The organism is Pseudoxanthomonas kalamensis DSM 18571 (assembly GCF_010211745.1).
In the GTDB taxonomy this organism is placed as follows: Bacteria; Pseudomonadota; Gammaproteobacteria; order Xanthomonadales; family Xanthomonadaceae; genus Pseudoxanthomonas_A; species Pseudoxanthomonas_A kalamensis.
In genome coordinates this window covers 740328-755069 of record NZ_PDWQ01000001.1, presented here as the reverse complement: position 1 = coordinate 755069, position 14742 = coordinate 740328, and the positions used below count along the sequence as shown (strand labels likewise).

Here is a 14742-nt window from a genome sequence, read left to right as displayed (position 1 = left end):
GTATGGATGCGGTCGGCGTGTGCCCGTCCCGAGGCAAGGCATGACCAAAATGGGACCACTGTCGTCCCCCTGCAGGAAATCCGGCGTATGATCGGCTCGGGGACAAATTCAGGGAAAACGGGACCGATGCTCGGAACCCGGCAGGACCCATCGCTGTCGCAGGCCGGCCGCGTCCGCTGGCGGCACAGCCTGCGCACCCGGATCGCGCTGCTGACCGGGGCATTGATCGTGGCCGTGCTGCTGCTGGTCACGATCGGCGCGGCCTGGTACGCGCGCCGCGCGATCCTCGACGAGGCCCGTCTCGACGTCCGCGCCAGCAGCAAGGAAACCGTCGACCGGCTCGGCACCATGATGCAGATGGTGACCATCACCACCCGCGGCGTGTCGGACCTGGTGGCCAATTCGGATCTGGACTCCGGCGAACTGATGACCGCGATGCGGGCGATGGTGCGCGCCACCCCGGATTGCGCTGGCGGCCTGCTGATCCTGGAGTCCGACGACCCGGCCGTGCCCGCGTTCGCGCACTACATTTCCGCACACGGCGCCGACCGCGACTTCATCGCCAATGGCTACGACTTCCGCAGCCAGGCCTGGTACCGGCGCACGATCGCCGCGCCGGACGGCTGGTGGTCGGACGCCTATTTCAACGAAACCGCCGGCAACGTGTGGATGCTGACCTACAACCGGCCGCTGCGCCGCGAAGGCGCCGGCGTGGCCACCCGCGGCATGGTCAGCCTGGACGTGCCGCTGTCCAGCCTGAAGCAGCGCATCGAGCCGCTGGCCCGTACCGCCGGCTGGCGCGCCGGCCTGATCTCGCCCTCCGGCACCCTGGCCGACTACCCCGGCGTGGACGTCGCCGACAACCTGTCGCTGCCGCAGTTCGTCCAGCGCAGCGGTCGCAGCGACCTGCAGCCGCTGGCCGACGCCGCCGCGGCGCCGGTACCGCATTTCGCCTATCTCAGCCACACCGCGGTGGACAGCGGCGAGAAGTACTTCACCGTGATCGAGCCGGTCGACGAGAGCGGCTGGAAATTGCTGGTCTCGCAGGCGTCCTCGCCGATCACCGCACGGCTGGAACACGCGCTGTGGTTGCTGCTGGCCGGCGGCGTGCTGCTGACCCTGGTCTGCATGCTGCTGATCAGCCGGATGTCGCGCCGCATCAGCCAGCCGTTGGAGCAGTTGACCGCCGCCGCCGCCGGCATGGTCGAAGGCCACTACGAAACCCCGGTGAGCGAAACGCCGGGCAGCAACGAGGTCGGCGTGCTGGCGCGCACGCTGGAGCAGGCCCGATTGTCGATCCGCCAGCAGATGGACGAGATCGAGGACATGGCCGCGGCGCGGCAGAAGCTGGAGAGTGAGCTGTCGATCGCGCGCGACATCCAGCAGGCGATGCTGCCGCGCGGCCGGGTAATCGGCCTGGGCGGCGCACTGCGGCTGGAGGTTGGCGCCCTGCTCGAACCGGCGAAGACGGTCGGCGGCGATTTCTACAGCTTCGTCGATGCCGAGGAAGGCGCGCTGTGGTTCGCCATCGGCGACGTTTCCGACAAGGGCGTGCCGGCCGCGCTGTTCATGGCGCGCACCGTCACCGTGCTGGAAGTCGCCGCCCGCGGCAGCCGTTCGCCCGACCAGGTGCTGGCCGAGGCCTCGCGCCAACTGGTCGAGGGCAACGACACCTGCATGTTCGTCACCGTGCTGTTCGGCCGCATCGACCTGCACAGCGGCGAATGCGCGCTGGCCAGCGCCGGCCACGAACGCCCGCTGCTGCTGCATGCCGACGGCCGCTGCGAGACGCTACCGGTCGAAGCCGGGCCGCCGCTGGGCTTCGAGGTCAGCGAGGACTTCCCGGTCTGGCACGGCCGCTTGCCGCCCGAGGCCACCCTGGTCGCCTACACCGATGGCGTCACCGAGGCCTTCAACCCCGACAACGTGGCCTTCGGCAGCGGCCATCTGGTCGAATCGCTGCAGCCGGAACTGGACGTGCAGGGACTGTGCGACAGCGTCGCCGCGCGCGTGCACGCTTTCGCCAAACCGGCGCCGCAATCGGACGACATCACCCTGCTGGCGATGCGTCTGCACCACGATCCACACCCGACCCCTTCCACCACCCGACAGGAACCGCTCGCATGCTGATCCGGCTGATCGTGCCCGGCGAATACGCCCGCGTCGAAGACCTCAATGCATCGCTGGAAGCGGTGCTCAACCTGCATCGTATCGACCACAGCGTGCGCAACGACGTGCGGCTGGTGGTCGAGGAGCTGGCCAGCAACGCCATCGACTACGGTGGCGAACCCAATGGCATGGCCCAGCACGAGTTGTCGGTGGACATCGGTATCCACGGCGACATCCTGCGTCTGGAATTCCGCGACACCGGCGCGCCGTTCAACCCGCTCAGCGCGCCCGAACCGGATCTGGACACCGACATCAGCGAGCGCCCGCTTGGTGGGCTGGGCGTCTATCTGATCCGCCAGCTGGCCAGCAACATCGACTACGAACGCGACGGCCATTGCAACGTGCTGCGGGTGGATCTTCGTATTCCCGAATCCGGGGACGCGGCATGAGTCTGGACATCCGACTGCAGGACGATCGCGGCGGCAGTCGCCGTGTGCAGCTGAGCGGCCGGCTGGATACGCACACCTGCGACGCGTTCGATGCGGCGCTGGCGCCCGCGCTGGCCGAGCGTCCGCATTCGCTGTTGCTGGACCTGACCGAGCTGGAGTACATCAGCAGCGCCGGCATCCGTTCCATCTTCAAGGCGCGCAAGGCTCAGGCCGAACACGGCGGCAAGGTGCTGGTGCTGAACCCGCAGCCGCAGATCCAGAAGGTCTTCGACGTGGTCAAGGCGGTACCGCTGGGAGACATCTTCACCTCCATCGAGGAAGTCGACGCCTATCTGGACGCGATGCAGCGCAAGGTGTTGCAGGACGACGACGAAGACTGACACGGAAACGCAAGGAATCCGGCCTGATGAGCCTGCAGATCGAAATCTACCCGCCAGTGAACGGCAACCAGTACGTGACCCTGGACGGGCGGCTGGACACGCTGACCCACGAATCGCTGGACGCCCGGCTGGAGCCGCTGCTGGCCGAACGCCCGCAGACCCTGGTGATGGATTTGGCCCGGCTGGAATACATCAGCAGCGCCGGCGTGCGCTCGATCCTGAAGACGCGCAAGATCATGAACCTGTTCGGCGGCCGGCTGGTGGTGGTGCATCCGCAGGAACAGGTGCGGCGGGTGATCGAACTGGTGCAGGCGGTGCCGCCCGAGGTAGTGTTCGCCTCGACCGAGGAGCTGGACGCCTACCTGGACGCAGTGCAGCGGCAGATCCTGGGCCAGGACGGCGATCCGGAGGCTGGATCCAGATCCTGACCCATCCCCGTTGCGCTCAACCCGCTTCGTCGGCGCGCACTTCCAGCTGCGCGCGGATCTGCGCGTCGACCGCGGCGATCGCGGTCATGTTGACCACCCGGCGCGCAGTGGCGCTGCTGGTCAGGATGTGCACCGGCCTGGAAATCCCCATCAGGATCGGACCGATGGCCACGCCGTCGGTCATCACCCGCACCAGGTTGTAGGCGATGTTGGCCGCTTCCAGGTTGGGCATCACGAACAGGTTGGCGCGGCCTTTCAGCGTGCTGTCGGCCATGAACTTCTGCCGCAGAACCTCGTCCCAGGCGGTGTCGCCCTGCATCTCGCCGTCCATGTTCAGATCGGGCTTGCGCTTGAGCAGCAGTTCGCGCACCTGACGCATCTTGCGCGAGGCCGGACTGTCGTGGTTGCCGAAGTTGGAATACGACAGCAGCGCCACCCGCGGCTCGATCCCAAACAGCTTCAGCCGGTACGCCGCCTGCAGGGTCGCCTCGGCGATCTGCTCGGCGCCGGGGTCGTCCTGCACATGGGTATCGACGAAGAACCACGCCCCGAGCGAATTGATCACCCCGGTCATTGCCGAGGTCGATTCGACGCCGCGATCCAGCGGGACCACGCTGCGCACGTAGCCGAGTTTCTTGTGGTAGCGGCCGACGATGCCGCTGACCATCGCATCGGCCTCGCCGCGCGCGACCATTACCGCCGCAATCAGGGTCGGCCGCGAACGCATCAGGTTCTTCGCCGCCGACGGGGTTACCCCGCGACGCGAAGTCAGCTGGTGGTAGAACTGCCAGTAGTCGTTGAAGCGTGGATCGTCGTCCTGGTTGGTCAGCTCGAAATCGACGCCCATACGCAGGCGCAGCCCCAGCCGCGCGATCCGCGACTCGATCACCTCCGGGCGACCGATCAGGATCGGGAAGGCCAGGCCCTCGTCGACCACCGTCTGCACCGCGCGCAACACGGTCTCCTCCTCGCCTTCGGCATACACCACCCGCTTGCGGTCGGCGCGCGCGCGCTCGTAGACCGGCTTCATCATCAGGCTGCTGCGGTGGACGAACTGGCCCAGTTGCTCGCGATAGGCGCGCATGTCGGCGATCGGACGGGTCGCCACCCCGGAGTCCATCGCCGCCTGCGCCACCGCCGCCGACAGTTCCACCAGCAGGCGCCGGTCGAACGGCCGCGGAATCAGGTAATCGGGGCCGAAGCTGGGCGCCTCGCCGCCGTACACCGCGCCAAGGTCGGACGTTTCGCGCTTGGCCAGCGCCGCGATCGCCTTCACGCAGGCGATCTTCATCTCCTCGTTGATCTCGGTGGCACCGACGTCGAGCGCACCACGGAACAGGTAGGGGAAGCAGAGGACATTGTTGACCTGGTTCGGATAGTCCGAGCGGCCGGTGCCGATGATCGCGTCCGGTCTCACCTTGCGTGCATCTTCCGGACTGATTTCCGGGCTGGGGTTGGCTAGGGCGAAGATGACCGGCTGCTTGGCCATTGTCGCCACCATCTCCGGCTTCAGGATGCCGCCGGCGGACAGCCCGAGGAAGATGTCCGCGCCCTCGACGATCTCGGCCAGCGTGCGCTTGTCGGTGTCGCGCGCAAAGCGGCGCTTCTCGGGGTCCAGGTCGGTACGCCCGCTGTGGATGACGCCGCCACGATCGAATGCCAGCACGTTGTCCGGATTCAACCCCAGCGAGATCAGCATGTTGACGCAGGAAATGCCGGCCGCGCCCATCCCGGTGGTCGCCAGCCGCACCTCGCCGATCTTCTTGCCGGTCACTTCCATCGCGTTCAGCACCGCCGCGCCGACGATGATCGCGGTGCCGTGCTGGTCGTCGTGGAACACCGGGATGTTCATCCGCTCGCGCAACTTGCGCTCGACGACGAAACATTCCGGCGCCTTGATGTCTTCCAGGTTGATGCCGCCGAAGGTCGGTTCCAGCGAGGCGATGATGTCGACCAGCTTGTCGGGGTCGGATTCGTCGATCTCGATGTCGAACACATCGATTCCGGCGAATTTCTTGAACAGCACGCCCTTGCCTTCCATCACCGGCTTGCCGGCCAGCGGGCCGATGTTGCCCAGCCCCAGCACCGCGGTACCGTTGCTGATCACCGCCACCAGGTTGCCGCGCGCGGTCAGCTGGCTGGCTTGCCCGGGATCCTCGACGATCGCTTCGCAGGCGTAGGCCACACCGGGCGAATAGGCCAGCGACAGGTCGCGTTGGGTAACCATGGCCTTGGTCGGCGAGACCTTGATCTTGCCGGGGCGCGGGCAGCGGTGGTACTCGAGAGCGGCCTGCTTCAAATCGTCGTTGTTCATTGCGGAGCCGAAAGCCGTGGGAAAAGGCGAAGGAGCCCGGATTCTACCTGCTCCATTCGCGACTCGTGCCGTCGTGATTGCGGCACTGCGGCAAATTTGCCGCTCGACTTCCGGGTCGACCGTGACGGATCTAGTCCGAGGTCAATCGAACCGGATCGCCCGGCCCGGCCGCCGGGTCCGGTGCGGCGGCCAGCGTACGCGGCACACCATGCAGGGCCTGCGCCAACGCCTCGCGATCCAGTTCGCCTTCCCAGCGCGCGACCACCACGGTGGCCACGGCGTTGCCGATGAAGTTGGTCAGCGAACGGCATTCACTCATGAAGCGGTCCACGCCCAGGATCAGCGCCATGCCGGCCACCGGCACTTCCGGCACCACCGCCAGGGTGGCGGCCAGGGTGATGAAGCCGGCCCCAGTCACGCCGGCGGCGCCCTTGGAGCTCAGCATCGCCACCAGCAGCAGGGCGATCTGGTGGCCCAGGGTCAGTTCGGTATTAGTGGCCTGGGCGATGAACAGCGCCGCCAGGGTCATGTAGATGTTGGTGCCGTCCAGGTTGAACGAATAGCCGGTCGGCACCACCAGCCCGACCACCGACTTGGAACAGCCGGCGCGCTGCATCTTCTCCATCAGCGACGGCAGCGCCGACTCCGACGACGAAGTCCCCAGCACCAGCAGCAGTTCGGCCTTCAGGTAGCGGATCAGGCGCAGGATCGAGAAACCGCAGGCCCACGATACCGTGCCGAGGATGACCAGCACGAACAGCAGCGAGGTCAGGTAGAACGATCCGACCAGCCAGGCGAGGTTGGCCAGGGCACCCAGTCCGTACTTGCCGATGGTGAAGGCGATCGCGCCGAAGGCACCGATCGGCGCCGCACGCATCAGCAGATGCACCAGCTGGAACACCGGGGCCACCAGCGCTTCCAGCAGGTTCTGCACCGGCTTGCCGCGTTCGCCGACCAGTGCCAGCGACAGGCCGAACAGGATCGAGACGAACAGCACCTGCAGGATGTTGTCGCCGACGAACGGACTGAGCAGGGTCTTCGGGATGATGTCCAGCGCAAAGCCGACCAGGGTCAGCTCGTGCGATTTCTGCACGTAGCCCTGTACCGCGGTCTGGTCCAGGTCGGCGGGATCGATGTTCATGCCAGCGCCGGGCTGGACAGTGTGCGCGACCAGCAACCCGACCACCAGCGCCAGGGTCGAGAAGAACAGGAAGTAGACCATCGCCTTGGCGAATACCCGGCCCACCGTGCGCAGGTGGGTCATGCCGGCGATTCCGGTGACGATGGTCAGGAAGATCACCGGCGCGATGATCATCTTGACCAGCTTGATGAAGGCATCGCCCAGCGGCTTCATCGATTCGGCCAGTCCGGGCCAGAAATGCCCCAGCAGGGCGCCCAGCGCGATGGCCACCACCACCTGGAAATACAACTGCCGATACAGGGGGGTCTTTCGCGCCGGTTCGGGCCGGGGATTTTGATTGTGATGCACGCAACAGCTCCGGTTCGGCTTCGCGCATGGTGCCGCCGCGGACAGCACGCCCGCAACCCGCCATCGATGCCCTGCCGCTATTCGATGGCCGTCAGCCGGTCCATCCGGATGCGATTGGCGAACAGCGAGAACGCCAGCATGCCGGCCAGACCGCTGGCGCGTTCGACCCATTCGGGCAGCCAGCGCGGTGCGACCAGCACCCCGGTTTCGAACAGCGGCGCGAATCCGTGCAGGTCGTCCAGGGTCATCTTGCCGGCGAACAGCCAGCGACAATGCGGCAGGCGCTCGTGCTGCAGCGACTGGCGGAAGAAGGTATGCACGCGGACCAGGCCGCGCAGATAGGTCGCGTCCTTGGTGAAGGCCGCGCCGCCGGACACCGGCACCCCACGGAACACGCGCTGGGCCGAGGAAAAGCTCTCCACTTCATTCTGCCCTTCGCCGACGAAGTAGCGGAACACCTCGACGAAGTCGGCACCTTCCAGCGCCATCGCAACCGCCTCGGTGCGCAGACTGATCCGCTTCATCCGCTCGATGTCGATGCTGCCGGTGATCTGCTCGGCGAAGGTCGCCAGCCCCTCCTGGGTCTCGGTGACCCGCGGCGAGGACAGCGCCAGGCTCGGCAGCACGGCCTGCTCGCGGCCGTTCAGCGCGGTCAGCGAATGCACCAGCGCCTCGTGATTGAACAACTGGCGGCGATCGTAGTCACCGAACGCGGCACCCTGGCGCAGGCGGATGCGAGTGGCGCCGGCGGCGGCCTTGGCCAGCAGCTCGGAGTCCAGTTCCACCGTCACCACGCGGCCGTCGAAGAAATCGTCCAGATCGCCCTGCAACTGCAATTGCAACGCGGTGGCCGAGACCGGCACCTGTTCTTCCGGCGCCAGCAATTCATGATCCAGCTCGTCGGCGATGCCGATGAAGTGCCGCGCCGCCTCGCGCGTGGTCGGGCCGTCGCCCGGCAGCGGCTGGTCGGGACGGCCGAACAGTTCGATCGACAATTCCCCCGCCCGCGCACTGCCCAGCGATTCCAGCAGGCGCGCGGCCAGGTCCCAGCTGCGGACCGATTCCTGCAGATAATTGCCCAGCGGATGCGCCGGATCGGCCGCCGTCGCGATCTCGCCAAGCTCACGGCGGGCATCGCCGAAATCGTGGTGCGGGTACTCGATCACCGGCAGTCGTGGCTGCCCGCGGCGCACGCTTTCCAGAAACGGTTCCTGCTGCCCGGCCGGCCAGCTGCTCAGGCCGAGCAGGCGGATGCCGCGTACGGCCTGCACCAGACGGGCGTCCAGCACGGCGTGGCGGGCGATGTCCATGTCCTGGGGCATCTGCTGCTCAGTGCTTGCCGTATTTCTCGTCCAGGCGCTTGTTGAGCGCCTTCCCCTGGGTGCGCGCCTGCGCCTTCTGCGCCAGTCGGGTGGCCAGGCGATCGGCTGCGCCGGCCACCTCGTCTTCCAGCTTCAGGTAGTTCTGCAGCCGTGCCGGATCCAGTTCGCCGCGCTCGACGGCCGCACGCAGCGCGCAACCGGGCTCCTGCCGGTGCGAACAGTCGCGGAAGCGGCATTCCCGCGCCAGCGCCTCGATGTCGGCGAAACCGCCTTCGGCCAGGTCCTCCTCGCCGGTCGGTTTCAGCTCGCGCATCCCCGGTGTGTCGATCAGGCAGGCGCCACCCGGCAGCGCGATCAACGCGCGGTGGGTGGTGGTGTGGCGGCCACGGGAATCCGATTCGCGCACCTTGCCGGTCTTCATCTTCTGCTCGCCCAGCAGGGTATTGGCCAGGGTCGACTTGCCGGCACCGGACGAGCCGACCAGCACCACGCTGCGGCCGGGGCCCAACCAGGGATCGAGCGCGGTCACGCTGTCGCGGTCCTTGGCATTGACCGCCAGCACCGGCACGCCTTGTGCGGCAATGTCGGCCAGTCCCGCCAGCGCCGCCTCGACATCGGCGCCGCGATCGGCCTTGGTCAGTACCACCACCGGTTCGGCGCCGCCACCACCGACCAGCAGCAGGTAGCGTTCGATCCGCCGCGGATTGAAATCCTCGTCCAGGCCGCAGACCACGAACACGGTGTCGATGTTGGCCGCGATCACCTGCTGCTGGTAGTGCTCGCCGGCGGCGCCGCGCTTGATCACGCTATGCCGCGGCAGCAGGGCGACGATGCGGACGTCCTCCAGCAGCACCCAGTCGCCGACCGCGGCGCGCTCGTGCATCGGCGCCTCGCCCTTGCGGAAGGCCGGTCGGCGCAACCATTCCGGCGGCGATTCGGCGCGCAGGGCGACGCCCGGGGCATCGGCGACCACGTAGCCGCTGCGGTGCTGTTCGACCACCCGCGCCGGGCGCGCCTGTGGATGGGCAGCCAGCAGTTCACTCCAGGCAGGCTCTTCCGCCTCGCCGGCAGCAGGCCAGCCGATGCGGTGCAATACGGCGAAATCCACGGCGTTCGAAGTCATGTACCGATTCTAATGTCGGATGCAGGCAAACCGTACCGGAAGGCGAATGTTCGCTATCATCGGCCGCCTGTTCAGCGTTTTCCCGCCAGGGTCGCCATGTCCCCGCTGCCACCCGATCCATCGCAAGCCTCGCTCGCCGTCCGCGAGCGCCTGTCCGAGGTCCGCTACGAAATCCGTGGCGAACTGGCCAAGCGCGCCCGCGAGCTGGAGGCCAGTGGCCGCAAGCTGATCAAGCTGAACATCGGCAACCCGGGCAATTTCGGCTTCCGCGCGCCCGAGCACCTGCAGCGCGCGATCGCCGACGACATGGGACGCACCGACCCCTACACCCACCAGCAGGGCCTGCCGGAAGCGCGCGAGGCCATCGCCGCCTACTACGCCCGCCGCGGCGCGCCGGACGCGGTGCCGGAACGGGTCTTCATCGGCAACGGCGTCAGCGAGCTGATCGACCTGTCGCTGCGCGCGCTGCTGAACCCCGGCGACGAAGTCCTGCTGCCCTCGCCCGATTACCCGCTGTGGTCCGCGGCGACCATCCTAAACGACGGCCGCCCGGTCTATTACAGCTGCGACCCCGAAAACGGCTTCCTGCCCGATCCGGCGCAGATCGAAGCACGCGTGTCGCATCGCACCCGCGCCATCGTGTTGATCAACCCCAACAACCCGACCGGCGCCGCCTATCCGCGCGAGTTGCTGGAACGGATCGTCGCCATCGCCGCCAAGCATCAGCTGCTGCTGATGGTCGACGAGATCTACGACCAAGTGCTGTACGACGACAGCGAATTCGTGCCGCTGGCGCCGCTGGCCGGCGACGTTCCCTGCCTGACCTTCAGCGGCCTGAGCAAAGTCCACCGCGCCTGCGGCTGGCGGGTCGGCTGGGCGCTGCTGTCCGGCACCTGGGACCGGATCGGCGAGCTGCACCACGCGATGGACCTGCTCGGCGCCCTGCGCCTGTGCGCCAACGTACCGGGGCAATACGCGGTCGAAGCGGCGGTCAACGGCCCGGACACCATCAGCGCGCTGTGCTCGCCGGGCGGGCGCCTGTACGAAACCCGCCGCGCCGTGATCGAGGCCTGCGGCGCCAGCGAACACCTGCAGCTGGTCGCGCCGGCCGGTGCGCTGTACGCCTTCCCGGCCGTGGTCGGCCCGGCGGCCAAAGGCTTCGACGACCACGACTTCGCCCTGGACCTGATGAACAACGAAAGCGTGCTGATCGTGCCCGGCTCCAGCTTCAACGTGCCGTACCGCCACCATTTCCGCATCACCCTGCTGCCGGAAGCGGACGCCATGCGCGAAGTGTTCGCCCGCATCGACCGCGCCCTGTCGCGCCGCGCCGAGGCCGCCACCAAGGTGGTGCCGATGAAGTCGAAGGCGAAATCGGCGGCGTGACCCGAGACAGCAAGTCACCCGGCGAATCGCTGCCGGGCTACCTCGCCCTCGGCGATTCCTACACCATCGGCGAAGGCGTCGAGCCGCACGGACGCTGGCCAGTGCAGCTGGTGCGCGCCTTGGCTGCCGAAGGCATTGCCGTGGCCGAACCGCGCATCATCGCCACCACCGGCTGGACCACCGACGAACTGGCGACTGCGCTCGATGCCGTCGAACCGGTCGGCGAATACGGCCTGATCAGCCTGCTGATCGGGGTCAACAACCAGTACCGCGGCCGCGACCTCGACGAATACCGCCATCAATTTGCCGAACTGCTGGCGCGCGCCATCGGCTACGCAGGGCGGCGACCGGACCGGGTGCTGGTGCTGTCGATTCCCGACTGGGGCGTGACCCCGTTCGCCGGCCGCGAACTGCGCAGCCGACGCCGGATCGCAGCCGAGATCGACGCCTTCAACGCCGCCGCGCACGACATCTGCGCCGATCGCGGCGTCGTATTCGTCGACATCACCGCGGTCAGCCGCGCGCACGGCGCCGAGCCGAACATGCTGGCCGCCGATGGCCTGCACCCCTCGGCGGCGATGTACGCCGAATGGGCGCGACTGGCCCTGCCGGCCGTGCGCGCCATGCCGGAATAGCCCGGAACGCGCTGCGGCGACACTGCGTTGCCCTGCCGTTACGGCAGCCTACGACGGGCAGGCGTAAACTGCGGGCCTCGAAATCCCCCGGAATCCGCCGATGTCCCTCGACCCCGCCCTGCGTTCGCGCATCGAATCCCTGCTGCAGTCCAACCGCGTGGTGCTGTTCATGAAGGGTCAGCCCTCGATGCCGCAATGCGGCTTCTCGGCCAAGGCCGCCGGCGCGCTGGATTCGCTGGGCGCGGACTACGCCCATGTCAACGTGCTGGCCGATGCGGAAATCCGCGAAGGCATCAAGGCCTATGGCGACTGGCCGACCATCCCGCAGCTGTACGTGGACGGCGAACTGGTCGGCGGCAGCGATATCATCGAGCAGATGACCGCCTCCGGTGAACTGGCCAGCCTGCTCGGCGTGCCGATGCCCGACCGCACGCCGCCTGTCATTACCGTCACTCCGGCCGCCGCCGACATGCTCAAGCAGGCGCTGGCCGATGCCGGCCCCGGTGCCGCGCTGGCGTTGTCGATCAACACCGCCTTCCAGCCCAACTTCCAGATCGCCCGCCACGACCCCAACGCCATCGCCAGCGAATCCAACGGCGTGCGCGTGCAGTTCGACTTGACCAGCGCGCGCCGCGCCGAAGGCATCACCATCGACTGGATCGACGATATCCGCGGCAAGGGCCTGGCCATCGACAACCCCAATGCGCCCAAGCCGGTGCAGGCGATGTCGGTACAGGACGCAGATGCCCGAGCACGTAACGGCGAACTGGTGTTGATCGACGTCCGTCCGCCCGAGGAACGCACCATCGCCGCGGTGCAGGTGCCGTTCCGTACCTTCGACGGCAACGACCGTGCCGAACTGGAAGCCCTGCCCAAGGACACTCCTCTGGCCTTTCTGTGTCGCAGCGGCGCGCGCAGCCAGACCGCCGCCGAGGAATTCCGTGCGCTCGGCTTCACTGATGTCTACAACGTCAGCGGTGGCATCCTCGCCTGGTCCGACCAGGTCGACGGCAGCATCGGCAAGTATTGAGTACTAAGTACCGACGCCTGCGACTCAGCGCGTCTTGCGGAAGGTCAGGTTGATCCGCTGATCGCCGAGCAGCGGATGCACGGCACGCTTGACTGTCGCGACGCCGTGATAGCGCAGGCGATCCACGCCGCCCCAGACCGCGACATCACCGTGACGCACCTCGATCCTCCGGATCGCGTCGTTGCGCTTCAGGCCGCCGAACAGGAAGGTCGCCGGAATGCCGAGCGAAACCGACACGATCGGTGCGATCTTGTCGCCTTCGTCGCGATCCTGGTGCAGACCCATCCGCGTACCGGGTCGATAGCGATTGATCAGGCAGGCATCCGGCCGATAGTCCGGGAACCCCGCCGCCTGCGCCGCCCTGCAGGCGAGATCGCGCAGCGACAGCGGCATCGCCGGCCACGCACGACCGCTGTCCGGATCGGTCGCACTGTAGCGGTAACCGCACGCATCGCTGCACCATCCGCGCTCGCCGCAGTTGCTCATCGCCACCGACATCAGGCCGCTCGGCGTACGCAGCTGGCGGAACGGCGCGATGGCGACAACCTCGTCCACAGCCGACAACAGCGCCTCCGCCTGCAGGATGGCGAAACCACGCAGCACGCGTGCCTGTTCGCCGAGTACTTGGTCGTCATCGTCGATGACTTGTGCGAACAGATCCGCGTGCATCTCGGCTCAGAATCCCCCACCCGCCTCCAGCCACGCCTGCTCGTCCGGGCTGTTCGCCCGGCCCAGCGCCGCATTGCGATGCGGGAAGCGACCGAAACGCTCGATGACGTCATAGTGCCGCTGCGCGTAATCCAGATACCCGGCATTGCCCAGCGCAGCGAACAACTGCAGCGAACGCGCCTGATCGGCCAGCGCCTCGGAATGCTCGTACGGCAGGTAGAAGAACAATCGCAGCGCCGGCTCGATACCGGCATCCAGACCGGCGGCGATGACGCGTTGCGCGTACTGTCGCGCCAGCCCGTCGGCAGCCCAGGAATGCGCGCTGCCGCGGAACAGGTTGCGTGGAATCTGGTCGAGCAGGATCAGGACCGCCAGCGCGCCCTCGGCATCGTCAAGCCACGGCTCGCACTCGCCGCACGCGGCGGCGAAGTGCGCGTCGCGGAAGCGCTCGCATTCGGCATCGAACGCCACGCCGCCGCCGAACCACTTGCCGGCTCCGGCTTCGCGCCAGAACCGGTTGATTTTCCCGATGCCTTCCGTCGTCGTCATCGTGCTCACTCATCGAACCGCAGATGCCGCACCGACTTGCCGTTGCGCCGGATCAGCTTCAGCGCCTCGATGCCGATGGTGATGTGGTCCTCGACATATTGCGCGCTGACCTTGGCGTCGGACGCCTCGGTCTTGACCCCTTCCGGAATCATCGGCTGATCGGACACCAGCAGCAGCGCACCGCAGGGAATGCGGTTGGCGAAGCCGGCGGCGAAGATGGTCGCCGTCTCCATGTCGATGGCCATGCAGCGCATCTGTCGCAGTCGTTTCTTGAACGCGTCGTCGTGCTCCCACACCCGGCGGTTGGTGGTGTAGACCGTGCCGGTCCAGTAGTCGTGGTCGAGGTCGCGGATGGTGGTCGAAATCACCCGCTGCATCGCGAACGCCGGCAGCGCCGGCACCTGCGGCGGCAGGTAGTCGTCGCTGGTGCCTTCGCCGCGGATCGCCGCGATCGGCAGCACCAGATCGCCGAGCTGGTTCTTTCGCTTCAAGCCGCCGCACTTGCCCAGGAACAGCGCCGCCTTCGGCGTCACTGCCGACAGCAGGTCCATCATCGTTGCCGCATTGGGACTGCCCATGCCGAAGTTGATGATGGTGATGCCGTCGAAGGTCGCGCTGGGCATCGGCCGGTCGCGACCGACCACCTCGGCGCCGGTCAGGCGCGAAAAGGCGTCCAGGTAACCGCCGAAATTGGTCAGCAGGATGTGCTGGCCGAAGCCGTCCAGCGGCACACCGGTATAGCGTGGCAGCCAGTTCTCGACGATCTGTTCTTTCTCTTTCATCCGCGTTCTCCGTATCTGCGCTATTCTGTCACGCCGCATGCGCTTTCACTTGGCAGTTCGCGAACGGGCCGTTACTG

The 14742-nt window shown here is 67.3% G+C and carries 14 protein-coding genes; 7 read left to right on the top strand and 7 right to left on the bottom strand.

Annotated features, from left to right (window positions below; genetic code table 11):
- Positions 1-126 precede the first annotated feature (126 nt).
- Genes CSC70_RS03355 through CSC70_RS03340 form a run of 4 tightly spaced genes read left to right on the top strand, consistent with a single transcriptional unit; the run spans position 127 to position 3366 of the window.
- Positions 127-2130, top strand: coding sequence for a SpoIIE family protein phosphatase (locus CSC70_RS03355; RefSeq protein WP_162455201.1), 2004 nt, complete (start codon positions 127-129; stop codon positions 2128-2130).
- A complete protein-coding gene (locus CSC70_RS03350; protein ID WP_162455200.1) occupies positions 2124-2558 on the top strand; it encodes an ATP-binding protein in 435 nt (144 codons plus the stop codon). Before CSC70_RS03355 ends, CSC70_RS03350 begins: the two co-directional genes overlap by 7 nt.
- Positions 2555-2938, top strand: coding sequence for an STAS domain-containing protein (locus tag CSC70_RS03345; RefSeq protein ID WP_162455199.1), 384 nt, complete (start codon positions 2555-2557; stop codon positions 2936-2938). Before CSC70_RS03350 ends, CSC70_RS03345 begins: the two co-directional genes overlap by 4 nt.
- 23 nt (positions 2939-2961) lie before the next feature.
- The gene (locus CSC70_RS03340) at positions 2962-3366 is read left to right on the top strand and encodes an STAS domain-containing protein (protein WP_162455340.1); all 405 of its coding nucleotides are present in this window, start codon (positions 2962-2964) and stop codon (positions 3364-3366) included.
- A gap of 16 nt (positions 3367-3382) precedes the next feature.
- On the opposite strand, the gene CSC70_RS03335 is transcribed toward CSC70_RS03340, so the two are convergent.
- The 4 genes from CSC70_RS03335 to rsgA all read right to left on the bottom strand — a co-directional run bounded on the left by CSC70_RS03335 (position 3383) and on the right by rsgA (position 9614).
- The gene (locus CSC70_RS03335) at positions 3383-5680 is read right to left on the bottom strand and encodes an NADP-dependent malic enzyme (protein WP_162455198.1); all 2298 of its coding nucleotides are present in this window, start codon (positions 5678-5680) and stop codon (positions 3383-3385) included.
- A gap of 130 nt (positions 5681-5810) precedes the next feature.
- Complete coding sequence (locus CSC70_RS03330; RefSeq protein ID WP_162455197.1) at positions 5811-7169, bottom strand: dicarboxylate/amino acid:cation symporter; 1359 nt, start codon at positions 7167-7169, stop codon at positions 5811-5813.
- A 77-nt stretch (positions 7170-7246) separates the two neighbouring features.
- Positions 7247-8491, bottom strand: coding sequence for a flavohemoglobin expression-modulating QEGLA motif protein (locus CSC70_RS03325; RefSeq protein ID WP_162455196.1), 1245 nt, complete (start codon positions 8489-8491; stop codon positions 7247-7249).
- A 7-nt stretch (positions 8492-8498) separates the two neighbouring features.
- Positions 8499-9614 carry a ribosome small subunit-dependent GTPase A gene (rsgA, locus tag CSC70_RS03320; RefSeq protein ID WP_162455195.1) on the bottom strand — a complete coding sequence of 372 codons (1116 nt, stop codon included), beginning with the start codon at positions 9612-9614 and terminating at the stop codon, positions 8499-8501.
- A gap of 96 nt (positions 9615-9710) precedes the next feature.
- On the opposite strand from rsgA, the gene CSC70_RS03315 reads away from it, so the two are divergent.
- The 3 genes from CSC70_RS03315 (at position 9711) to grxD (ending at position 12665) form a co-directional block, all read left to right on the top strand.
- Positions 9711-11000 carry a pyridoxal phosphate-dependent aminotransferase gene (locus CSC70_RS03315; protein ID WP_162455194.1) on the top strand — a complete coding sequence of 430 codons (1290 nt, stop codon included), beginning with the start codon at positions 9711-9713 and terminating at the stop codon, positions 10998-11000.
- Positions 10997-11635, top strand: a complete 639-nt coding sequence (locus CSC70_RS03310) for an SGNH/GDSL hydrolase family protein (RefSeq protein ID WP_162455193.1) — start codon at positions 10997-10999, stop codon at positions 11633-11635. Before CSC70_RS03315 ends, CSC70_RS03310 begins: the two co-directional genes overlap by 4 nt.
- 100 nt (positions 11636-11735) lie before the next feature.
- Positions 11736-12665, top strand: a complete 930-nt coding sequence (gene grxD / locus CSC70_RS03305) for a Grx4 family monothiol glutaredoxin (protein WP_162455192.1) — start codon at positions 11736-11738, stop codon at positions 12663-12665.
- A gap of 24 nt (positions 12666-12689) precedes the next feature.
- Here grxD and alkB read toward each other — a convergent pair whose 3' ends face one another.
- From alkB to CSC70_RS03290, 3 genes are read right to left on the bottom strand one after another with little or no spacing between them, the layout of a single operon-like run.
- A complete protein-coding gene (gene alkB / locus CSC70_RS03300) occupies positions 12690-13334 on the bottom strand; it encodes a DNA oxidative demethylase AlkB (protein ID WP_162455191.1) in 645 nt (214 codons plus the stop codon).
- A gap of 6 nt (positions 13335-13340) precedes the next feature.
- On the bottom strand, positions 13341-13883 hold the full coding sequence (locus CSC70_RS03295) for a DUF924 family protein (protein WP_162455190.1): 543 nt from the start codon (positions 13881-13883) through the stop codon (positions 13341-13343).
- Between the two features lie 5 nt (positions 13884-13888).
- On the bottom strand, positions 13889-14665 hold the full coding sequence (locus CSC70_RS03290; protein WP_162455189.1) for an AMP nucleosidase: 777 nt from the start codon (positions 14663-14665) through the stop codon (positions 13889-13891).
- Positions 14666-14742 lie beyond the last annotated feature (77 nt).

Excerpts from the sequence above, each read along its gene's own strand:
- CSC70_RS03295 (WP_162455190.1), bottom strand. The coding sequence starts at position 13,883 with ATGACGACGACGGAAGGCATCGGGAAAATCAACCGGTTCTGGCGCGAA.
- CSC70_RS03315 (WP_162455194.1), top strand. The coding sequence starts at position 9,711 with ATGTCCCCGCTGCCACCCGATCCATCGCAAGCCTCGCTCGCCGTCCGC.
- CSC70_RS03290 (WP_162455189.1), bottom strand. The coding sequence starts at position 14,665 with ATGAAAGAGAAAGAACAGATCGTCGAGAACTGGCTGCCACGCTATACC.
- CSC70_RS03350 (WP_162455200.1), top strand. The coding sequence starts at position 2,124 with ATGCTGATCCGGCTGATCGTGCCCGGCGAATACGCCCGCGTCGAAGAC.
- grxD (WP_162455192.1), top strand. The coding sequence starts at position 11,736 with ATGTCCCTCGACCCCGCCCTGCGTTCGCGCATCGAATCCCTGCTGCAG.
- CSC70_RS03355 (WP_162455201.1), top strand. The coding sequence starts at position 127 with ATGCTCGGAACCCGGCAGGACCCATCGCTGTCGCAGGCCGGCCGCGTC.
- alkB (WP_162455191.1), bottom strand. The coding sequence starts at position 13,334 with ATGCACGCGGATCTGTTCGCACAAGTCATCGACGATGACGACCAAGTA.
- CSC70_RS03335 (WP_162455198.1), bottom strand. The coding sequence starts at position 5,680 with ATGAACAACGACGATTTGAAGCAGGCCGCTCTCGAGTACCACCGCTGC.
- CSC70_RS03325 (WP_162455196.1), bottom strand. The coding sequence starts at position 8,491 with ATGCCCCAGGACATGGACATCGCCCGCCACGCCGTGCTGGACGCCCGT.
- CSC70_RS03345 (WP_162455199.1), top strand. The coding sequence starts at position 2,555 with ATGAGTCTGGACATCCGACTGCAGGACGATCGCGGCGGCAGTCGCCGT.
- rsgA (WP_162455195.1), bottom strand. The coding sequence starts at position 9,614 with ATGACTTCGAACGCCGTGGATTTCGCCGTATTGCACCGCATCGGCTGG.